Source organism: Ensifer sp. VA4 (genome assembly GCF_055710065.1).
This window is the reverse complement of sequence record NZ_JBVQPO010000017.1, coordinates 1-20,890: the sequence shown is the minus strand read 5'-3', so window position 1 is coordinate 20,890 and position 20,890 is coordinate 1. Positions and strand designations below refer to the sequence as shown.

General features: G+C 62.8%; 22 protein-coding genes and 1 pseudogene. 4 read left to right on the top strand and 19 right to left on the bottom strand.

The features are described 5' to 3' along the window. Positions 1-26: 26 nt before the first annotated feature. The 4 genes from AC0C6X_RS26320 to kdgD form a co-directional block, all read right to left on the bottom strand. Positions 27-1,004 carry a TRAP transporter substrate-binding protein gene (locus AC0C6X_RS26320; protein WP_173519829.1) on the bottom strand — a complete coding sequence of 326 codons (978 nt, stop codon included), beginning with the start codon at positions 1,002-1,004 and terminating at the stop codon, positions 27-29. 129 nt (positions 1,005-1,133) lie between these two features. After that, a complete protein-coding gene (locus tag AC0C6X_RS26315) occupies positions 1,134-2,006 on the bottom strand; it encodes an amidohydrolase family protein (RefSeq protein ID WP_472956017.1) in 873 nt (290 codons plus the stop codon). Further along, positions 2,003-3,145, bottom strand: a complete 1,143-nt coding sequence (locus AC0C6X_RS26310) for a mandelate racemase/muconate lactonizing enzyme family protein (protein WP_472956015.1) — start codon at positions 3,143-3,145, stop codon at positions 2,003-2,005. Before AC0C6X_RS26310 ends, AC0C6X_RS26315 begins: the two co-directional genes overlap by 4 nt. A gap of 19 nt (positions 3,146-3,164) precedes the next feature. Then, positions 3,165-4,076, bottom strand: a complete 912-nt coding sequence (gene kdgD, locus AC0C6X_RS26305; RefSeq protein ID WP_173519827.1) for a 5-dehydro-4-deoxyglucarate dehydratase — start codon at positions 4,074-4,076, stop codon at positions 3,165-3,167. Positions 4,077-4,359: 283 nt separating this feature from the next. Here kdgD and AC0C6X_RS26300 point away from each other — a divergent pair, with 283 nt between their 5' ends. Then, positions 4,360-5,154 (top strand): NAD-dependent epimerase/dehydratase family protein, encoded by a 795-nt coding sequence (locus AC0C6X_RS26300; RefSeq protein ID WP_173519826.1) that lies wholly within the window; start codon positions 4,360-4,362, stop codon positions 5,152-5,154. Between the two features lie 87 nt (positions 5,155-5,241). Next, positions 5,242-5,979, top strand: coding sequence for a FadR/GntR family transcriptional regulator (locus AC0C6X_RS26295; RefSeq protein ID WP_173519825.1), 738 nt, complete (start codon positions 5,242-5,244; stop codon positions 5,977-5,979). A 21-nt stretch (positions 5,980-6,000) separates the two neighbouring features. Here AC0C6X_RS26295 and AC0C6X_RS26290 read toward each other — a convergent pair whose 3' ends face one another. The 5 genes from AC0C6X_RS26290 to pcaD all read right to left on the bottom strand — a co-directional run bounded on the left by AC0C6X_RS26290 (position 6,001) and on the right by pcaD (position 9,732). Continuing rightward, positions 6,001-7,056 (bottom strand): 3-carboxy-cis,cis-muconate cycloisomerase, encoded by a 1,056-nt coding sequence (locus AC0C6X_RS26290; RefSeq protein ID WP_173519824.1) that lies wholly within the window; start codon positions 7,054-7,056, stop codon positions 6,001-6,003. Between the two features lie 90 nt (positions 7,057-7,146). Then, positions 7,147-7,761, bottom strand: a complete 615-nt coding sequence (gene pcaG, locus AC0C6X_RS26285; RefSeq protein ID WP_173519823.1) for a protocatechuate 3,4-dioxygenase subunit alpha — start codon at positions 7,759-7,761, stop codon at positions 7,147-7,149. Continuing rightward, the gene (gene pcaH, locus AC0C6X_RS26280) at positions 7,761-8,510 is read right to left on the bottom strand and encodes a protocatechuate 3,4-dioxygenase subunit beta (RefSeq protein ID WP_173519822.1); all 750 of its coding nucleotides are present in this window, start codon (positions 8,508-8,510) and stop codon (positions 7,761-7,763) included. Before pcaH ends, pcaG begins: the two co-directional genes overlap by 1 nt. A 12-nt stretch (positions 8,511-8,522) precedes the next feature. Beyond that, positions 8,523-8,927 (bottom strand): 4-carboxymuconolactone decarboxylase, encoded by a 405-nt coding sequence (gene pcaC / locus AC0C6X_RS26275; protein WP_173519821.1) that lies wholly within the window; start codon positions 8,925-8,927, stop codon positions 8,523-8,525. Then, positions 8,920-9,732, bottom strand: a complete 813-nt coding sequence (gene pcaD, locus AC0C6X_RS26270) for a 3-oxoadipate enol-lactonase (protein ID WP_472956009.1) — start codon at positions 9,730-9,732, stop codon at positions 8,920-8,922. Before pcaD ends, pcaC begins: the two co-directional genes overlap by 8 nt. Before the next feature lie 93 nt (positions 9,733-9,825). Between pcaD and pcaQ the strand changes: the two genes are divergently transcribed. Next, positions 9,826-10,752 carry a pca operon transcription factor PcaQ gene (gene pcaQ / locus AC0C6X_RS26265; RefSeq protein ID WP_173519819.1) on the top strand — a complete coding sequence of 309 codons (927 nt, stop codon included), beginning with the start codon at positions 9,826-9,828 and terminating at the stop codon, positions 10,750-10,752. A gap of 196 nt (positions 10,753-10,948) precedes the next feature. Then, positions 10,949-11,188 (top strand): hypothetical protein, encoded by a 240-nt coding sequence (locus AC0C6X_RS26260; RefSeq protein ID WP_472956006.1) that lies wholly within the window; start codon positions 10,949-10,951, stop codon positions 11,186-11,188. A 255-nt stretch (positions 11,189-11,443) separates the two neighbouring features. Here the strand turns inward: AC0C6X_RS26260 and AC0C6X_RS26255 are convergent, their stop codons facing one another. The 10 genes and pseudogenes from AC0C6X_RS26255 to tdh all read right to left on the bottom strand — a co-directional run. Then, entirely contained in the window at positions 11,444-12,763 is a 1,320-nt protein-coding gene (locus AC0C6X_RS26255; protein WP_472956003.1) for an MATE family efflux transporter, read from the bottom strand. Positions 12,764-12,793: 30 nt separating this feature from the next. Continuing rightward, positions 12,794-13,372 carry a peroxidase-related enzyme gene (locus AC0C6X_RS26250; RefSeq protein ID WP_173519816.1) on the bottom strand — a complete coding sequence of 193 codons (579 nt, stop codon included), beginning with the start codon at positions 13,370-13,372 and terminating at the stop codon, positions 12,794-12,796. 1 nt (position 13,373) lies between these two features. Further along, the gene (locus AC0C6X_RS26245; RefSeq protein ID WP_472956000.1) at positions 13,374-13,874 is read right to left on the bottom strand and encodes a CMD domain-containing protein; all 501 of its coding nucleotides are present in this window, start codon (positions 13,872-13,874) and stop codon (positions 13,374-13,376) included. A 27-nt stretch (positions 13,875-13,901) separates the two neighbouring features. Then, the gene (locus AC0C6X_RS26240; protein ID WP_472955997.1) at positions 13,902-15,371 is read right to left on the bottom strand and encodes an NAD(P)-binding domain-containing protein; all 1,470 of its coding nucleotides are present in this window, start codon (positions 15,369-15,371) and stop codon (positions 13,902-13,904) included. A gap of 14 nt (positions 15,372-15,385) precedes the next feature. Then, on the bottom strand, positions 15,386-16,456 hold the full coding sequence (locus AC0C6X_RS26235) for an ABC transporter ATP-binding protein (RefSeq protein WP_173519813.1): 1,071 nt from the start codon (positions 16,454-16,456) through the stop codon (positions 15,386-15,388). 5 nt (positions 16,457-16,461) lie between these two features. After that, on the bottom strand, positions 16,462-17,253 hold the full coding sequence (locus tag AC0C6X_RS26230; protein WP_173519812.1) for an ABC transporter permease: 792 nt from the start codon (positions 17,251-17,253) through the stop codon (positions 16,462-16,464). 10 nt (positions 17,254-17,263) lie between these two features. Continuing rightward, complete coding sequence (locus tag AC0C6X_RS26225; protein ID WP_173519811.1) at positions 17,264-18,244, bottom strand: ABC transporter permease; 981 nt, start codon at positions 18,242-18,244, stop codon at positions 17,264-17,266. Between the two features lie 76 nt (positions 18,245-18,320). Next, positions 18,321-19,421, bottom strand: a complete 1,101-nt coding sequence (locus tag AC0C6X_RS26220; protein WP_472955994.1) for an extracellular solute-binding protein — start codon at positions 19,419-19,421, stop codon at positions 18,321-18,323. 61 nt (positions 19,422-19,482) lie between these two features. Then, the gene (locus tag AC0C6X_RS26215) at positions 19,483-20,478 is read right to left on the bottom strand and encodes a LysR family transcriptional regulator (RefSeq protein WP_173519809.1); all 996 of its coding nucleotides are present in this window, start codon (positions 20,476-20,478) and stop codon (positions 19,483-19,485) included. 122 nt (positions 20,479-20,600) lie between these two features. Further along, positions 20,601-20,890, bottom strand: a pseudogene (tdh, locus tag AC0C6X_RS26210) (L-threonine 3-dehydrogenase); the annotation flags it as partial.

The window sequence follows — 20,890 nt, the reverse complement described above, 5'->3', positions numbered from 1 at the left end:
CCCGGGACCCGGCCTTTCATCTGCCGTCACTTGACCGCCTTCACCCGCTCGAGAAGGTCCTTGAGTTTCGGGTCGCTGACGAACTGGTCGTAGACCGGCGCCATTGCGGCGGCGAACTCCTCCTTGTTGACCTTGATGACGTTTGCGCCGGCGGCACGAACCTTCTCTTCCGAGACCTTCTCGCGCGCGCTCCAGAGTTCGCGCATCTTGCCAACGGAGTCCTTGGCCGCCTGACGAACCAGGGCCTGATCCTCGGGGGAAAGCTTGTCCCAGGTCATCTTGGAAATGACCAGGATTTCCGGATTGAGGGAATGTTCGGTGAGCGAATAGTTCTTGGCGACCTCGAAATGACGGGCGGATTCGTAGGACGGCCAATTGTTCTCGGCGCCATCGACGACACCGGTCTCGAGCGACGAATAGACCTCGCCCATCGGCATCGGCGTCGGGTTGGCACCGAAGGCCTGCATCATGGCGATCCAGAGATCGGACTGCTGCACCCGGATTTTCAGGCCCTTGAGGTCCGCCAGATTCTCGATCGGCTTTTTGGTGCTGTAGAAGGAACGCGCGCCGGAATCATAGAAGGCGAGACCGATCAGGCCGTGCGGCTCGAAGGCCGCCAGCACCTCGTCGCCGATCGGGCCGTCGACCGTCTTGTGCATGTGCTCGGTCGAGCGGAACAGGAACGGCATGCCAAGCACCATCGTCTCCTTGACGAGGTTGTTGAAGGGCGCGGCATTGACGCGGTTCATGTCGATGACACCGAAGCGCGTCTGCTCGATCGTGTCCTTCTCGCCGCCGAGCACGCCACTGTTCATGACCTCGACCTTGATCCGCCCGTTGCTACGCTCGGAAAGCAGTTGCCCCATGTATTTGACGGCCTCGACCGTCGGGTAGCCATCCGGGTGGATATCCGCCGAGCGCAGAGTGATTTCCTGCGCTTGCGCCGCTGTGCCAGCAAACGCCAGCCCCATGGCGACGCAAAGCATGCCTGCAGTTTTCCTCATGTTTTCTCCTCCTCTGATCGTGCTTCGGCCTCTCCGAAGGCCGGGTGTCTGCCCGTCCGGGCCGGCATGCAAAATCCTCTTGTCGTCAGGCCCGGCAGGGAGCCTCCCAGCTCCCATTGCGGACTGAAGTCACGCCACGGCGAAGGCCGGCAGCTTGAACAGGTGTTCCGGGTTCTCGACGAGGGCGAGATGCCGCGCCCGGTCGTCGGCAAGCCAGCCGAGCACCAGTTCCGCGAGCCGCGCGTCCTCGGGATAGTCTTCCGTCTTGCGGATCATGTTGTGCGGCCAGTTCGAGCCCCAGACGATGCGTTCCGGCGCATGTCTGGCGATCCGGCGCGAAAAGGCGGCCACGTCCTCGTACGGCCATCCCTGCCGCGAACTTTCGTAGACGCCGGCAAATTTGAACCAGACATTGCCGCGGTCGATCAACTTCAGCAGCGCCGCGATCTCCGGCCCATCCAGATCGACGCCGGCGAAGAACTTGCCGTGGTGATCCAACACCCAGCGCGACCTGATGCGCTCCAACCGCGGCAGATGGTCGAGCAGCCTGTTGCCGTCGAATTGCACGGCAATCATCCAATCCGCCGCCTGTGCCCGCGCGTCCACTGCTTCCAGCGCGTCGAGCCCTACCGCGCCACCCGGCAAATCCATGATGCGTGCGCCGACAGCGCCGGTTTCGCTCAACGCGCGCATCTGCGCATCCGAAGTGTCCTCGTCGATGACGACGACGGCGTGCGCGGCGGCACCCATTGCTGCAACACAGGCAAGCGTGTTGGCATTGTCCCGCTGATGGGCATTGCCTTGGGTGATGATCACCCTGTCGATGCCGAGCCAGGCCATGACCTGGCGATAGGCCGCAGCATCCGGCAAAGGTTCAACAGGCAAAGGCGGACCGCCGGGAAGCGACGGGAAGCCTGGCAGATACATGTGCATCTGCGAATCGATGGCGCCCTTCGGCAGGCGCGGTTCGGGCGGGCGGCCGGTCAGGATGCGCTCGATCATCTTGCAGTCTCGGGCATCTTGAATTCGACGAGCGCATCGCGATTGATCTCGATGCCGAGCCCCGGGGCGTCCGGTTTTGCGACGACGCCGTTGACGGCCTCGATCGGCGCCGTCAACACGGCCTGGCGGAACGGGTTCTCCGTCCGGTCGAACTCCAGGATCGGCTCGATCGGCTTCACCCGCACCGGATCCGGCGTCATCGCCGCCATGAATTGCAGCGCCGCGGCAATGTGAACGCCCGTGCCCCAGACATGGGGCACGATGCGAACGCCATGCAACGTCGCGAGGCTGGCGATCTTCACCATTTCGGAAAAACCGCCGCAACCGCACAGGTCCGGCTGCAGGATGTCGACGGCGCGGCTCTCGATCGCCGGCGACATGCCATAGCGCGTGTGCCAGGTCTCGCCGCCTGCGACGGGAATAGGCTGCCCTGCCCTGACCTCGCGATAGGCCGAGAGCTGCTCGGGCACGACCGGCTCCTCGAACCAATCGATGTCATAGTCCGCCGCAGCCTTGCCGAGGCGGATCGCTTCGGTGACGGTGTAGCCGTGGTTGGCGTCGATCATCAGCCGCATCTCGTCACCGATCGCCTCGCGCACCGCGCGGATGACGGAAAGGTCTTCCTCGATGCCGAAGCCGATCTTGATCTTGCAGGCGTGAAACCCCTGCGCCCGGCGCTCCGCCATCTCCATCGCGTTGTCGGACACACGGTCGACGCCGTCACGCTTGAAGCTGCCGGTCGCATAGGCGCGAACGCTCTCGCGCCAGCGACCGCCAAGCAGCATCGAGACGGAGGCGCCGTAGTGCTTGCCCTTGATGTCCCAGAGCGCGATGTCGATGCCGGACAGCGCCGTGATCGCGAGACCGCGCTGCCCCTGGTCGCGAAGCGCGTTATAGAGGACTGCCCAGAGCTTTTCGGTCTGGCGCGGATCCTGGCCGATCAGCCAGGGGGCATAGGCCGCGACCACGGCCGCGTTCGGCCGCGCCGGCCCAAGGCACTCGCCCCAGCCGATGCTGCCATCGTCGCATTCGATCTCCACCAGCACATGGGCGCGACGATCAAAGCGCATGGACGCGCTTTCGAAGGGCACGGCCAGCCGGTGCTCGAGGAGATGGGTGCGGACGGCGGTGATTTTCATCGGTTGCCCTCGCTGCGGTTCAATTCTTGCGCTTGTTCGCACCGATCAGGGCATCGAGCATCGCAACTTCGTCATCGGTGAGGTCTGTCAGCGGCGTGCGGACCGGACCGGCATTGAAGCCCTGCAGGCGCACACCGGCCTTGATCGCCGAAACCGCATAGCCCTTGCCCCGGTTGCGGATCGCCATGAACGGATAGAAGAAGTCCTTGAGGAGGCGCTCGCAGGTGGCGCGATCGCCGCCGCGAAGGGCGGCGTAAAATTCGTTGGCAAGGCCCGGCACGAAGTTGAAGACGGCCGAGGAATAGGTGGTGAAACCGGCGCCGAGATAGGCCTCGGCAAAGAGCTCGGCGGTCGGCATCCCGCCGAGATACATCAGGCGGTCACCCATCTTGGCCGTGACCTGACGCACGAGACCGATGTCGCCGGTGCCATCCTTGAAGCCGATCAGGTTCGGGCACGCGTCACAGAGCCTGGCCAGCGTGTCGGCCTGCAGCACCGAGTTGTCGCGGTTATAGACCATGACGCCGATGCCGACCGACTGGCAGACCTTCTTCACATGGGCGTAGAGCCCTTCCTGCGGCGCGTCGATCAGGTAGTGCGGCAGAAGCAGGATACCATCCGCGCCAACGCGCTCGACCGACCGGGCGATATCGATGGCCATCTCCGTACCGTAACCGCAACCGGAAACGATCGCCGTGTCGCCTGCAACCTCCTTGGCGGCCTGGACGATGCCGGGAATTTCATCGGGCTTCAGCGAGAAGAATTCGCCGGTGCCGCCGGCAGCAAACAGCACCGGCGCCTTGTAGCCGGCCAGCCACTCGACATGCGCCCGATAGCTGTCCGGCGCGAAACGGCCCTCGGCATCAAAATGCGTCACCGGGAAAGAAAGCAGGCCTGATCCAAGAGCGGCCTTGATCTGCGCGGGGGTCATTTCGTGCGGGTCCTCCTCAAAACGCGATGCATCCTACTAAGCAAGTCACGGCATTCGTGTCAATAGGTCATAATACAAGTGATCATACAAGCAAAATTTCCGGCAATCGCGCTTGAAAGCAGGTCTTTCTATCGGCTCTCAGGGCATTCCTCAGCCCGACGCAGAGGCAACATTGACGCGGCTCGTCCATATTGCGTCAACCACATATTATGTGTTAGCCCCTATTGTATGACGGCATATGGCAATGCCGCAACACCGGCTGGCCTTCTGGAGGAAAGAGGAAATGGAACGGCTTCTGATCACCGGCGCGGCGGGGCAGCTCGGCCGCGTCATGCGCAAGAAACTTGCGCCGCTGGCGACCTTGATCCGACTTTCCGACCGGTCGCCGCTCGATCCGCCAAGCGAAAACGAAGAGTGCATTCAATGCGATCTCGCCGATGCCGCGGGCGTCCATGACCTGGTCGCCGGTTGCGACGCCATCCTGCATCTCGGCGGCATCTCGGTCGAGCGGCCGTTCTCCGAAATCCTCGACGGCAACATCCTCGGCCTCTACAATCTCTACGAGGCGGCCCGTGCGAACGGCAGACCACGCATTCTCTTCGCCAGCACCAACCACACGATCGGCTTTTACCCGCAAAACGAGCGGCTGGGTCCGAACGCGCCCTACCGCCCTGATGGGCTCTACGGCGTCTCGAAGTGTTTCGGTGAAGCGCTTGCCCGCATGTATTTCGAGAAGTTCGGGCAGGAGACGGCACTTGTCCGCATCGGTTCCTGCATGCCTGAACCGACCAACTACCGCATGCTCTCCACCTGGCTCTCGCATGACGACTTCGCCTCGATGATCGAAGCGGTGTTCCGCGTGCCGGTCCTTGGCTGCCCGGTCATCTGGGGCGCTTCCGCAAACGACGCCGGATGGTGGGACAACGCCCATGTTTCCTGGCTCGGCTGGCGACCGAAGGATAACGCGGAGGTTTTCCGCGAGAAGATTGCCGCAAACACGCCGAAACCGAGACCGGAGGATTCCCTGGCGCGGTTTCAGGGCGGCGCCTTTGTCGATGATCCGATTTTCAAGGACTAAGCGGATGTGCTTTGCCGCCCCATGGATTGCACTGCCGATCGCCAATGGCGTATCCAGAAGCCTTCGTTAAATTACGGAATTGGCCCCATGACCAATGCAACCGCATCCGAGACCGCCGCCCCTCCAGGCAAGACACTGGTGGCGAAGGTGACGGATGCACTCAGCAGCCAGATCGCCGGCGGCCATTACAAGCCGGGAGACCGCCTGCCGTCCGAGGCCCAACTGACCCAAGAGTTCGGCGTCAGCCGCACCGTGGTGCGTGAGGCGATTGCGGCACTCCGCTCCGGCGGACTGGTCGAGGCGAGACACGGCATTGGCGTCTTCGTGCTGGAGCCGACCCCGGTCGCTCCCTTGCCTTTCCATGGCGTCGACCTCGCGCGCGTCTCCTCGCTAATCGAAATGCTGGAGCTCAGAACCGCAGTCGAAGGCGATGCCGCCGCCCTCGCCGCCCTTCGCCGCTCGCCGGCGCAGGAGGAGAAGATCGTCGAAGCCTTCGACAGCTTCTGTGCGAGCGCCGCCGAGGGACGTCCAACCGCCGAAGCCGATTTCAGTTTCCATCTCGCGATTGCCCAGGCGACCAACAATCCGCGCTTCAGCGAGTTCCTGCAGATGTTGGGTCCGGCGCTTATTCCCCGCCGCGCGGTTTCCGAGAGTGGCGAGGAGACCGTACTGGCGTCGGCAGAGCTGAGCCGATTGATCTCTGAGCACGAGGCCATCCTCATCGCAATTCAGGATGGCGACGAGGAACAGGCGCGCAGCGCCATGCGCCAGCACCTCAAGAACAGCCAGGTGCGATATCGCTCGATGTTGCGCGCGGCCCGCTGAGCGGCCGGGCGGCGGCCGCGCTCAGGCACGACCAAGCCGGCGTATGTTGCTTGCAAGCTCGGCCGCCAGGCGAAGCGCTGCCGCCGTCGCACCGGCCATCTGCGGCATGATCAGCCATTCGAGCGTCCAGGCGGCACCGGAGCGTTCCTGCTCGTGGATCAACGCCTGGTGCATGCCGGAGAGCTGGGTCGCGTTGAAACGCGCCAAGGACACCAGAACCTCCGCCGCCACGGGGTTCTGCTTGTGCGGCATCGCCGAGGAACCACCGCCACCGGCAAGTTCGATCTCGTCACCCTGCTGCGCCATCAGCGCGATATCCTGGCCGAACTTACCCAGGCTGCCGGTCATCAGCGATAGCGCATTGGCAAAATCCGCCACTTCCGAGCGCTGACTGTGCCATTGCGGAAAATCGGCGAGTCCCAGTTCTTCCGCAAGCGTGGCGCGCACGTCATCTGCCCGGTCATCGAGTTTTTCGAGCGTTCCTGCAGCACCGCCGAACTGAACGGCGAAGAGGTCGCGGTCCATCGCTTCCAGCCGGTCCTTGTGGTCAAGCAGCGGCTCGATCCAGCTGCGCAGCCGGTCGGATACGGTGATCGGGATCGCCGCCTGCATCCGGGTCCGCCCCATCAGCGAACGCTCACCCCACTCGTTGTCGCACTCCTCGAGCACCGAAACGACATTGCCGAGGCGCACGGCGAAAAGCTCGGCGATCGCCTTCATGCGCAACATCAGGCTGGTATCGACGACATCCTGGCTGGTGGCGCCGTAATGCACATAGTCCGCAACCTCGCCACCGACGGCGGCGCGCAATTGCCGGACGAGTTCCGGCACAACCACCCCATCCACACCCATGGCGCGTTTGAGCGCGATGACATCGGGCGAGAAAGCGCGACAGGCCCCGGTGATCCGGTCGGCGGCGCTTGCCGGGATGATGCCGTGCACGGCTTCCGCCCGTGCAAGCGCCGCCTCGAAGGCGAGCATCGCACGGATATCGGCGGAGGCCGAAAACTCGGCGGCAACCGCCTCATCACCCAGGAGACCGGAAAGATAAGGATGGTCGAAGGCGGAATAGGTCATGGTTTCCCCGTTTCTGTTTGCCGAACGAAATGCCACCTGCTGCATGGCGCGCGCTATTCTTCGCCCCATGTCCAGGCGTGACATTCCTGTTCAGATGTCGAGGAACACCGTTTCCTTCTCACCTTGCAGGTGAATGTCAAAAACATAATTAGGCGCCGCTCCGGTCGCGACAAGCGTCGCAACACGATGGCGATGTTCTATTCGCGCAAGCAACGGATCGGCGGCATTGGCCTCGGCTTCTTCGGGAAAATACATGCGTGTGTGCAGCCCGACATTGATGCCGCGCGCAACGATCCAGAAGGTGATGTGCGGCGCCATCGGCCGGCCGTCCTTGAAAGGCACGCGCCCCGGCTTTACGGTCTCGAAGGTGAAGACACCGTCGTCCGCGGCGGTCGGACAGCGTCCCCAGCCGGTAAAATTCGGATCTGCCGAACCGCGCAGCTCGGTTGGCGAGTTATAGAGACCCACCGCATCCGCCTGCCAGATCTCGACGAGCGCGTCCTTCAGCGGCGTGCCCGCGCCATCAATCACGCGGCCAGTAATGGTGATACGCTCGCCAAGCGTCTGCTCGTTCACCATCCGTGCGCCGAGATCCGTTTCATAAACGCCGCCGATGCCGCAGAAGTTCGGGGTCAGGCCGATATGCACATAGGGGCCAGCCGTCTGTGACGGCGTTTCCTTGAGGTAGCCGAGTTGCTGAACCATCAGTTGCCCTCCAGCCGGTTCTCGAACAGCGTCGAGCGGCGTCCGCGCAGCACGATGTCGAACTTGTAGGCACGCGCGTCGAACGGGATCGTGTTCGCCCAGTCGAGCGGCGCGATCAATTGTTCGATCGCCTGGCGATCGGGAATCGTATTGACGATCGGACACTTCCAGATCATCGGGTCGCCCTCGAAGTACATCTGAGTAATCAGGCGCTGCGCGAAGCCGTGGCCGAAGACCGAGAAATGGATGTGGGCCGGACGCCAGTCGTTGACGCCGTTCGGCCAGGGATAGGGGCCAGGCTTGATCGTGCGGAAGGAATAAAAGCCCTCGTCGTCGGTGATCGTGCGGCCGCAGCCGCCGAAATTCGGGTCGAGCGGCGCAAGGTAGCTTTCCTTCTTATGGCGATAACGGCCACCGGCATTGGCCTGCCAGAATTCGAGCAGCGCCCCCGGCACTGCGCACCCGCGCTCGTCGAGCACGCGCCCATGCACGATGATGCGCTCGCCGATGGCGCTTTCCCCTGGCCTGGCGAAATTGTGGATCAAGTCGTTGTCGAGCTCGCCGATGACAGAATGGCCGAAGACCGGGCCGGTGATTTCCGAGATCGTACCGTCGAGCGACAGGAGTGCCTTTTGCGGCGAGCGCAAAACCGAGGTTTTGTAGCCCGGTGTCAGCGCCGGCGCGTGCCATTGGCGGTCACGCGGGAAAAAGGCGCCGGTCTCCGGCTTCCTGTTCGTTCTGTCAGGCATCATCTTCTCCCGTCAGGCAGCCTTGCCGCCATCGATCTCGGCAAAGACCTGCTTGGCGATCTTGATTGCGTGATTGGCCGCCGGCACGCCGGCATAAATCGCCACATGCAGCAGCGCTTCGCAGATATCCTCGCGGCTTGCGCCCGTATTACTCGTCGCCCGCACATGCATCGCCACCTCGTCATCCTGGCCGAGGGCTGCGAGCAGCGCGATCGTTACGATCGAGCGCTCGCGCTTCGTCCAAGTCGGACGCGACCAGACATGACCCCAGGCCGCTTCGGTGATCAGTTCCTGAAAGGGGCGGTCGAACTCGGTGGAAACCGACTGCGTCCGATCCACGTGATCGTCGCCGAGCACGGCCCGGCGCGTGGCCATGCCCTGGCGATAGCGATCGGAGGGCGCAGAGGCGTCATTCATGGGTCTTGTCTCCATGCATTGCGATTTCGTAGAAGGCGCGCAACACCGCGGTCAGCGCCTCCGGGTTTTCGACGCAGGGAATATGACCTGCATCGCGAATGACTTCGTATCGCGCACCGGGAATGAGGCGAGCTGTGGCGAGCACGACATCCGGCGGCGTCGAACCGTCCTGGTCGCCAACGACGCAGAGCGTCGGCACCGCGATGCGGGCGGCGGCCTCCGTGTAGTCGGCGTCGCGGATCGCGGCACAAGTGGCCAAGTATCCGGTCACCGGCTGGCGCACCAGCATGTTGCGATAGCCGGCATAGGCGGTGTTTTCGGGCCGGCGGAAGGCCGGCGTGAACCAGCGTTCGAGCACACTGTCGGCGATCCCTTCGATACCATGTTCCTCGATGGCGGCGATGCGCGCCGCCCACATCTCGGCGGTACCGATCTTGTGCGCCGTGTCACAGAGAACCAGCGCACGCACGAGATCGGGTCGGCGCTGGTAGAGCGACTGCGCAATCAGGCCGCCGACGGAGAGGCCACAGACGATCGCCTGCTTGACCGAAAGCATGTCGAGCAGGCCGGCAAGGTCGTTGGCATGATCCTCGATCGCATAGGGCGTCGGCCCGATATCCGAAAGGCCATGGCCGCGCTTGTCATAGAGGACAATGGCATAGTCTCCGGCGAGCCGAACGACGACGTCGCGCCAGATGCGAAAATCCGTGCCGAGCGAATTGGCAAAAACCAGCACCGGCCGGTCGCCGGTCGCGCCGATCACCTGGCAGTGAATCGTGATGTCGTTGATGCGGGCAAATTGCACGGGCTCTCTCCTCCGTCACCAAATTGGATATTTAATCTGGTTAGGTAAAATGATATTTCATGGCCTTTCATTAACTTGAGGGTTATGAATTCCATGATCGACGCCCGGGTCAAGTTTCGCCATCTGCAGACTTTTGTCGAGGTCTCCCGGCAGAAGAGCGTGATGAAGGCGGCGGAACTGCTGCATGTCAGCCAGCCGGCCGTAACCAAGACGATCCGTGAGCTCGAAGAGGTGCTTGGCGTCGCGGTTTTCGAGCGTGATGGGCGCGGCATCAAGATAACACGTTACGGCGAGGTATTCCTGCGCCACGCCGGTGCGGCACTGACGGCGCTGCGGCAAGGGCTCGATTCCGTTTCGCAGGAGCGCGCTGGCGACGGAGTACCCGTCCGGGTCGGGGCGCTGCCGACGGTCTCGACACGGATCATGCCGCACGCCATGACGCTCTTCCTCAAAGAGGATACCGGTGCGCGCATCAAGATCGTCACCGGCGACAACGCCGTGCTTCTCGAACAGTTGCGCGTCGGCGATCTCGATCTCGTCGTCGGGCGACTTGCGGCACCGGACAAGATGACCGGCTTTTCCTTCGAGCATCTCTATTCGGAGCAGGTGGTCTTTGCCGTCCGAGCCGGGCATCCGTTGCTGTCCGGAACCCACTCCGCCTTTGTGCGGCTCGCCGATTTCCCGGTACTGATGCCGACACGCGCCTCGATCATCCGCCCCTTCGTCGAGCGCTTCCTCATCACCAATGGCATCGCCAACCTGCCGAACCAGATCGAGACCGTCTCCGATGCCTTCGGCCGCGCCTTCGTCCGGGCAAGCGACGCGATCTGGATCATCTCCGCCGGCGTCGTCGCGGCCGATGTCGACGACGGCACAATCGCGATCCTTCCGATCGATACCAGCGAAACGAAGGGGCCGGTTGGCCTTACCATGCGTGCCGACGCGGCGCCAACGCTCGCCCTCTCGCTGCTGATGCAGACCATTCGCGAAGCGGCGACGGCGGTCTCGGCCAAGCTCTAGCGGTCCGGCGGCGGCGGCTGCACCACGGAGGCGACAGCAGCGAGCCGTTTCCTGATCCAAGCGACGGGCCGACAAGCCCGCTTGCCATCATCTCGCGCCGGCAACCGCTCCGACATTCATTATACGGCTGCTGCTCCGCAACCCCGGCGGCCCGCACCAGCGGATAGCCGGCGGCTGCGATATCGGAGTTGGTCCGGTGGAGATCGCGCACGAGATCAATGAATGGGGCGTTGTCTCTGGCGCCGGCCGCCGTGTCCGCATGCTCGCCGCCAAGACGCCGGCGCACAATCTCATCTTCAAGCTCGCGGAATCGGTCCTTTTGTGCCGCCAGCCGCGATGCAGCCGCAACATCCTTGGACGAGAGTGCCGCAGGCAGCAATGTCAACGAGACCACGATTTCCTCCGAAAGCGCGTCGATCGACTCGCGCTCAGTTGATGCCGGAAGGTTTCGGGTGTGAGCGCGCGCCGCTGGATGACCGACACCGCGATCAATGCGTGCGAAGCTGCGCACGAGGGAGGAGTCAATGAAGTCGTCCCGGAGATCGTGTTCCGAAATCGCCTTCCGGCCGAGTATCTTTCCTATCTCAAGGGCGTCGAACGCACCGATAGCTACACGATCCGCTACCAGGGCGACGACATGGTCGACGTCTCGCGCTTCACCGAGTTTGTAGTCGGCTACAATGAAGCCCAATCATTGCCGCGCCGTCGAAAACGTGCGGTCGGCGAGCCGCGGCAGCATCAGCCGGAAGGCGACGCTGCGGGCGCTTTGGAACAGGATCAGTGCGATCCACAAGCCGTCATTGCCGAACACGGGCTGCAGGATCGCCCAGGCGGCAAAATAGATCGCCAGTGACGCGACCATCAGGTTGCGCATCTGTTTCGACCACGTAGCGCCGATATAGACGCCGTCCATCTGGAAGGCGACGATGCCGAAGATCGGGAGAACTGCGACATAGGGCAGGTAAGTATGCGCAAGCGCGGACACGCTCTCCGTCGGGGCGGTGATGCCGATCACCCAGTCGCCGGCCGCAAGCAGTGATAGCGCGACGATCCCGGCAAAGATCAAGCCCCACATCGTGGTCAAGCCGACAGCCCGGTCGAAGGCCGGCCGGTAGCGCGCGCCGACGGCCCGGCCGGCCAGTTGCTCTGCCGCCGTTGCCACCCCGTCGAGAAAGGCGACACCGAAGAAATAGAACCGCAGCAGGATCGTATTGGCCGCGAGGATCTCGATGCCGAGCATGCCGCTCTGGCGGGTGAAGAAGGAGAGACCGATCAGAAGCGCGAAGGACCGGATCATCATGTCGCCGTTAACCGAGAAGGCGCGACGAAAGGCGGTAAGATCCGGCGGGTTCCAGGCGGTCCGGTCGGTCTTTGTCCAGATGAGATAGAGCCCCGCCAGCGCCGTGACAGCCTCCGCCACCAACGAAGCCGCCGCAACGCCCGCCACGCCCCAGCCAAGGACGAGGGCCCAATGGACACTCAAGCCGGCGTTCAGTGCATTGAGCAGGGTTTGCAGGATCATGCCCCAGAGCGCATCGCCGCGCCCGATGATCCAGCCGAAGACCACGAAATTGAACAGAACGAAGGGCGCAGACCACACGCGCCAGGCGAAATAGGTGGCGGCCGCCTCGGCCATTTTCCCCTCTGCTCCCATGACGGCAAGACCGAGTGCGCCGATCGGCTTTTGAAGCAGAAGCAACGCCAACCCCGCCACCAGCGCGATGATGAGCCCGCTTGCGAGCATGCGCTGCTCTTCGCGTCGATCACCGGCGCCGAGCGCCTGGGCGGTAAAGCCCGTGGTCGCGCCGCGCAGGAAATTGAAAGTGACGAAGATGACGTCGAAGATGACGGTGGAAAGCGCCACGCCGCCGATCAGGGTCTCGTCACGCAGTTGGCCGATAACGCCGGTTGCGACGAGCCCGACCAGCGGGCTCGACAGATAGGCGACCATCATCGGCAGCGCGATGCGGAGCACGTCGCGATGCGCGATGTCGAAGGGGCGGATCGTCATCGCAGTATGGTGGCAGGGCGCGTGTTTCACTCAATCCAGCCGGTGTGGTTCGCCGAGCGTATGCATTAGGCGGTTGGCCCAGCCGAAGATCGCAACCGCATGGATGAGATCGAGGATCTGGAGGTCGTCGAGGCCTATCTCGCGCAGATGGTAGAACTGGTAGGCGCCGACATTGTCCGGGTGAGCCGTCAGGTCGACGCCGAAATTGAACAGCGCCTGCTCGAACTCCGGCAGGTTCGCGTCGAGGCCGCTGCCATAGATCTCGTCCACCACCTCCGGCCGCTTTTCGAGCTGGATGTAGCGCGCGGCATGGACCGAAGCGCAGTAGATACAGCGGTTGACGAAGGACGCGGCAAGCGCACCAATCTCGCGACCGCCGCGGGAGAGACCGCCCTCGCTATACATGATGTCGTTGAAGAGCGGCGTGCGCTCCTTCAAGGTTTCCGGCTCGTTGGCAAGAACCAGCACATAGTCCGAGATTTTCTTGTTGGAAGGCGTAATCTTCAGCGCGTCGAGCTGTTCGGCGGTCGCCGTATCGACATCGACCGGCTTGACATAGGGCTTCCAGTCGAGCGCTTCGACGGTGAATTCGTGCACGGCTTGAGACATGTCAGTTATCCCTCAGCATCTTGAGGCCAGCCACCACCAGCACCTGATAGTTCACGAAGGCGATAAGCCCGGCGAGTGTGACGATGTCCCGGTCGTCGAGGCCGGCTGCAAGAAGCTTTTCGATATGGGCGCGCGTCGCCTCCTTTGGTGAAAGCGTGACCAGGTCGACATGGGCGAGAATCGCCTGAAGGCGGGGATCTTCGGTGCCGTTGCCAGGATCGGCAATCGACGCCAACCCCGAGCCCTCCTCCTCGCGTTCGAGCAGCGCCCGGAAATGCGCGGCAAGTTCCTGCGAGTTCCAGAGTGCCGCCATACGCGCGGCAAGTGCCGCCCTCAGCGCATAGGAGAAGTTGCGCGGCTCGGCGGGGCGAAGGGCTGCCTGATAGCTCGTCTGGCTCAAGTGTTTCAGTTTCGCCCGTTGCTCGCGCAGCGCCTGCAGATCGGGAAAGCGATCGAGCCCGAGCACGGTGTCGATCACGTCATTTGTCGATGGTGAGGTCATTGTTTTTCCAGTCCTCTGAAATGAGGTTCATGCCGTCTTCTGTGCCGGCCTCGGCGCATCCGCATCCACCCATTCGGTCCCGTCGAGCTCCGGCTTTTCGTAGGCGATCAGCGCTTCCCAATGGTAGTCGACGTCGCGAATGAAGAGCGAGGCGGCAACCCCGCGCGCCAGCCAGAGAGCGCCTTCGCTGATGGCGGGGATGTCGCCGCTGACCTTGCCGACGCTGACGGAGGCACCGTAGTTGAAGCAATGGATGTCCTTCAGCCAGGGTGCCGTTCCGGGCTCCTTCTCGGTGAAGGAGAAATCCGCGTTCAGCCAGGGGAAGCGCCCGAGTCCAGGGTTTTCTTCGCCCGGCGGCGGCGCATAGCGATCCTCCCAGCAGGCGATCCGGTCCTGATAGGGGGCAAGCTCGCTACGGCTCAGCGGATCGATCGAGAAACCGGTGCCGAGGATGACGAAATCAGTGCGGAAGATGCGACCGTTGGTGGTGGTGATCACGACCTCGCCGCTCTCCTCCTTCATCGAGCGGATGCCACAGCCGAAATGGAAGTAGGCGTTCGGATGCCGGCTGACACGCAGCGTCGAATTGTGCGGCGCCGGCGTCTGCTGCTTGGCCGCATAGTCCATCAGCCGCCAGCGCCATTCCGGAGAAATCTCGGCAAAGCCTGCGGTGACGCCATAGGAGCCGATGCCCATCAGCTTGTTGACGGTCGGCATTTCCTTGCGGCGGGCGAGAAGCCGCACCTCTCCTGCCCCCTGCTCCAGGGCCTCGGCCGCATTATCCACCGCCGAAGCGCCGACGCCGATGACGACGACACGCTTGCCCTTCAGACGAACGAAGTCGATGTCGTCGGCCGAATGCGCCCAGGACCTGTGCCGCTCCATTCCCTTGACGAAGTCGGGAATGGTCGGCTCGCCGAGCCCGTCGCGGCCGGTCGCCATCACCAGCTTGCGGGTGATGATCGCAGACTTCGCGCCGCCGGCGATTTCAAGCTCCAGCAGACCGTCGGTGCGCGGCACGATGCGGGTGACATGGGTATCGTTTTCGACCGGAACATCCATGACCTCGCGATACCAGCGCAGGTAATCCATCCACATCGGCCGCGGGATACGGAACAGTTCGTCCCATTCCGCTTCGCCATTAAGTGCTGTGAACCAGGCGCGAAAGCTGAGCGAGGCAATGCCCAGCGCCGGGCCGAGAAGGATCTTCGGCGAGCGCAGCGTCTCCATGCGCGCATAGGTAACCCAGGGCCCCTCGAAACCCTTCGGCGCACGATCGACGATGCGCAGATTGGCAATGCCGGCGCGCGCAAGCGCATGCCAGGCAACGAGCCCGCACATACCGCCGCCGATCACCACCACGTCGCTCACGGCATCGCCCGCCGCCGTCGTCACAGGCTTCGACCAGTTGGCCGGCGGATAGTTGAGATAGCTCAGATCCTGCCTTACCCGCGCATTGAGCTCGGCAAGCCGCTGCTTGTGTTGACTGTCGGTCATCCCCGGTCTCCCATTCATTGCGCCAGCAGGACGGCGTCGCTGTCGCGCCAACCCACCCAGACGTCGTCTCCTTCGACATGTGAAAGTGCCACCGGGTCGATCTGCGCCAAGAGCGTGCTCCCGTTGTCGAGCGTGACGGTCAGCGACGTGTGGGCGCCCTTGAAGACGCGCTGGTTGATACGCGCCTTCAGCGACGGGCGATCTTCGGGCTTGCGCGACAGGCAGAAAACCGCCTCCGGACGCAGCGCCAGGGTGACATGGTGTCCCGGGATCGGCGCCGTGCCGTTCACGTCCGCGTTCACGACGTTGCCGCGCCACTGGACCGCGGCGATCCCGCCCGACACCGATACGACCGTGCTCTCGAGAAAATTGCTCTGGCCAATGAAGTTCGCGACGAAGCGGCTGCGTGGCCGGGCATAAAGCTCGTCCGGTCCGCCCATCTGCTCGATCCTGCCCTTGTTCATCACAACGATGACATCGGACATGGTGAGCGCCTCTTCCTGGTCATGGGTGACGAAGATGAAGGTCTTGCCGGTCTTCTTTTGGATCGATTTGAGCTCGATCTGCATCTGCTGGCGCAGCTTGGCGTCGAGCGCCGAAAGCGGCTCGTCGAGGAGCAGCACGTTCGGATCGGGCGCCAACGCCCGCATCAACGCTACGCGCTGGCGCTGTCCGCCGGAGAGCTGCGCCGGCATGCGCTCGGCATGGTCCTCAAGCGAGACAAGAGAGAGAAGCTCGGTGACCCGCCTGTGGATCGCGGCACTTTCCATGCCCTTCAGCTCCAGACCGAAGGCGATGTTGCGGCCGACCGTCAGGTGCGGGAAGAGCGCATAATCCTGGAAGACGATGTTGACGTTGCGCTTGTTCGGCGGCAGGTGCGAAATCGGCTTGCCTTCAAGGTAGATTTCCCCCGACGTCGGGCTGTCGAAACCGCCGAGCATGCGCAGCGTCGTCGACTTGCCGCAGCCTGAAGGGCCGAGCAGCGTGACGAACTGGCCCGGCGCGATCGAAAGATCGAGATCATCGACAGCGGTAAGCGCTCCATAGGACTTGTTGACGTTCTTGAAATGGACGACAGGTTGCATTCGCGTCAGCTCCTGGAACGGCGGGTGAAATGCTCGGCGTAAAGGCCGATGGCGGTGGTAACGACGAGCACGATGGTCGCCATGGCGTTGATTTCCGGCGACATGCCACCTTGCACCTTGGCGAAGATCAGCATGGGCAGCGTCGGCTGGTAGCCGCCGAGAAAGAAAGTGCGGACGAAGTCGTCGATGCTGGTCAGCACGCAGAAGATCATGCCGCCGAAGAGCGCCGGCATCAGATAGGGGATGGTGACGCGCAGGAAGGCGATGAAGGGGTCGGCCCCGAGATCGCGCGCCGCGTCCACCAAATTGGCAGGCATCGAACGCAGCCGCGTCAGAACCATGATGACGACAAAGGGGACGGCATGAACCGTATGCGCGAGGATGATTGCGAAGGTTCCGGTCGGAATGTCAACGGCACGGATGAAGATGCGCATCGAGATCGCGTTGATCAGCCCCGGCACGACGGCGGGCAGACAGGCAAGCGCGAAGATCACCGCCTTGCCCCAGATGTTTTCCGCCGACACGAGAAGCGCGATCCAGACGCCGATGATCGTCGCCGAGACCGTGGTGGCGAGCGCGATGCCGATCGAATAGAGCGAGGCTTCGAGGAACTGCTTGTCCTGGACCACCTTGCTATACCAGGAAAGCGTCCAGTTGCCGATCGGGAAGGCGATGAAGTTCGCGTCCTTGAAACTCATCGCCGTCATCAGCGCCAGCGGCAAGACCAGATAGACGGCGAAGATCCAGTAGGAGGCGCCGAGCGCGGATTTCGGAAGGTCATTGAAATAATTCCGCATCGGTCCGCCCTCACATCAGCCGGACGGAGCGACCGCCGACGACCCGCATGAACAGCCCGACGGTCGTCAGCGACACCACAAGCATGATCATCGAGAAGGCGGCACCTTCCGGCCATTTGTCGTTCGACCCGTGGAAGAGGGTCGCGATGACCTCGGGAAAGATCACCGCATTGGGGCCACCGAGCAGCAGCGGTGCTGCGAAGACGCCGACGGCCGTCAGGTAGACGAGGCTGCAGCCGGAGACGATGCCGTCCTTGGAAAGCGGCAGGATGACCCGGCGGAACCGCTGGAGGGGTCCGGCACCGAGGTCGGCGGCTGCATGGATCAGCGGCGTCGGGATCTTCTCGATCGCCGAATAGAGCGGCAGGAGCATGTAGAGCGCGAGCAGATAGATGACGCCGAAGCTCAGCGAGAAGAAGGTGTAGAGCATCGGGATCGGCCGGTCGATGAAGCCGAACTCGCGCAGGAGCACGTTCAGCGCCCCGCGGTTGGCAAGCAGCATGATGACGGAGAAGGTGCGGATCAGTTCACCGGCCCAGAAGGGTATGAGCAGCAACAACAGGGCCCGCATCCGGTTCTTCGGCTGCACCACCTTCGCCACGTAGTAGGCAACGGGGTAGACGATCACCAACGTCGAGATCGTCACCACAGCGGCAAAGATCAGGCTGCGGACGAAGGGCAGGAAATAGAGCCGGTCAGAAAAGAACAGCGCATAGTTCGCAAGCGTATATTCGCTGCTTTTGTCCGGCTGAGGTGGGTAGTTGGCAAGAAGGCTGATATTGGCCATCTGCAGGATCGGGCCGATATGCAGCATGGCGATCCAGACAAGTGGCACGCCGGCGAGCACGGCGAGACGCACGCGCCGGCTTTCGACGAGAAGTCCGATTGTATGGCGATAAAGCCCCGAACGCGCCGTCCTGCCGATCCAACCGGCATAGTGCGGCACCATCGACAAACCGACGGATGGCGGTTGTGTTGTCGTATCCAGCATTCTCTTTGTTCCCGGCTCTGGAAGAGTCCATTTTTTAAAGGCGACCGGCCGCAGCCGATCGCCCGGATTTCAGACGTCAGGCTGCCTTGATCTCGGCGGCGGCCTTGTCGATCATCTCGTTCTTCATGTCGCGGTTGACCGAACTGAAGAACTGGATGCGTTCGACCTGCTCGGGCGGCAGCGACAGCGCGGCGCGCTCCTTGTCGTCCAGCACCTTGTCGACGCCTTCGAAGGCCGACGAGAAGCCGGACTGGCGAGTCATCGCAGCGCCGATCTCCGGCGAAGACAGGATGGCGTCGAGGAAGGTGTAGGCCGCGTCCGCGTTCGGTGCGTTGTTGACGATGTTGAACGAATAGAGGAAGCCGAAAGTGCCTTCCTTCGGCACCGAGATCTCGATCGGATGTCCGTCCATGACGAGCTTGGCGGCCGGCCCGGACCAGGCCTGCGCCAGGTAGATGTCCTCGTTGACGAACATCTGCTGCAGCTCGGAGCCGGCATCGTAATACTTGCGAACCTTGTCCTTGTGCTGGATGAGGAAATCGCGGGCCTGGTTCGTCGCCGCCTGCGCGACATCCGGCTTGTCGCCATAGGTCACGTAGTCGCCGTCGTTGCCCTGGTAGCGCATGACGATCGAGAGGAAGTCGCTGACGATATAGGACGTCAGGTTCTTGTTCTCGTCATCGAACATGATGCTCCAGCTGTCGGAGGCCTTGGCGTATTCGGTGTTGCGCACGAGGCCCTCGAAGCCCGCAAGCAGCGGCACGCCGAAGGTCTTACCGCCGACGGTCAACTGCGGCGCGCCCTTGTAGGCGGCGGCGAGCTTGTCCCAGTTCTTCAGTCGCCCGGTGTCGAGCGTCGCCAAGAGGTTCGACTTCATGAACTGTGAGAGGCGATGTCCGGTCACGGTCACGATGTCGGTGGAGGGTGCGGCCCCCTCAGCGGTCAGGAGGTTGTACTGCTTTCCCTGGTCGTCGGTCAGCCGAATGCGCACCTCGATACCGGTATCCTTCTGGAACTGATCGATGAAGGACTGCGGTACGAACTTGTCATAGGTCGTGATGTTGACGACCTTGCTCTGTGCGAAAGCCGGGCGAAGGATCGAAGGCGCAGCAAGCACGCCAGCCCCAGCCGCCAGCAGCTTCATTGCCGATCGGCGGGTTACGTCAAAATTGTTCATCTCGTTCTCCTCATTTAGCAGGCTCAATTTCCGTGTGAGCGTTTAGAGCTTTTGCTCCCCTTTATTCCGCTGCCGGGTTGTCCGGCAGCGCACCGATGCCGGCCTTCCTGCCGGCAAAGCTCCTTTCGGCGATACGCGCCATCTGCTTGGGATCGTGGACGCTAAGATCCGGTATCCGCTCCGAGGCGATCCGCGCTATCAGTTGAATGAGTTCCCGTACGCCGGCAGCGAGCGGGCGCGAACCGGCCGACAGGATCGCCCACAGGAAGGGGATCTCGACATCGAGCGGCCGAACGACGATCGGCGCCGATTGCAGGCCGTAGGCCGTCGCCGGCTCGATGATCGCCACGCCAAGGCCGAGTGATGCGATCTGCACGGCGTTGTTGGCCGCGTTCGTCGCGATGATCCGATTGGGCCGCACCCCGGCTGCATCGAGCGCTTCATCGACGCTATGGCGGAGCCGAAACGGATTGGACATCGTGACGAGCGTGCGCCCGGCAAGATCGGCGATCGAGATCACGTCCTTGGCAGCCAGCGGATCGTGCAGCGCAACTGCAGCCACGCAACGACCTTCGAAGAACCCTTGTACCTCCAGGCCGGGCTGGTCTGCCGGCAGCGAGGTCACGCAGAAATCCGCCGTGCGGGCGAACACCGACTGAACGGCAGCTTCTGCCGGCATGCTGCGGAGATTGATCGTGTGCGGCAGCAGATGCTCCGGCAGTTCTGCGAGCGCGATCGGGATGATGCCGCTCGCGAATGCCGGGGTCGCGGCAATCTCGATCGGCTCGGGCTCCTTGCCGGCGATCGCCTTGGCGCGGTTGCGCAGGTGCCCGATGCCGCTGACGAAACGCTCCGCATCTTCGTGAAAGGCAATGCCCTTGTCGGTCGGCGCGATCCTCGGGCCATTTCGCTCGAACAGCGCAAAGCCGAGCGACGTCTCCAGGTCCTGGATCAGGCGCGTCACCTGCGATTGCGAGCGGTCGAGCAGCCGTGCGGCACCGGTGATGCTGCCCGTCGACATAACGGCGAGAAAGGCCTCGAGATCGCGAACTTCCATGGGCTATCATGCGCTCCTTGCATTGTAGATATTCAATAGTGCATAAAACGCATTCTTAGTTCTAGTGACAAAAGACAATTTTTCTCAACGACCCGATCTGAGATCGACCGGCCCCGTGAGCCTTACCAGTCCATCACGACCTTGCCGGAATTGCCGGAGCGCATGGCCGCGAAACCGTCGCGGAACTCGTCGATCTTGATGCGGTGGGTGATGACCGGGGAAAGGTCGAGCCCGCCCTGGACGAAGGCGATCATCTTGTACCAGGTCTCGAACATCTCGCGGCCATAGATGCCCTTGAGGTTCAGCATCTTGAAGATCACCTTGTTCCAGTCGATCTCGAAGCCGGCCGGCGCGATGCCGAGGATGGCGATCTTGCCGCCATTGTTCATCTTGTCGATCATGTCGCGGAAGG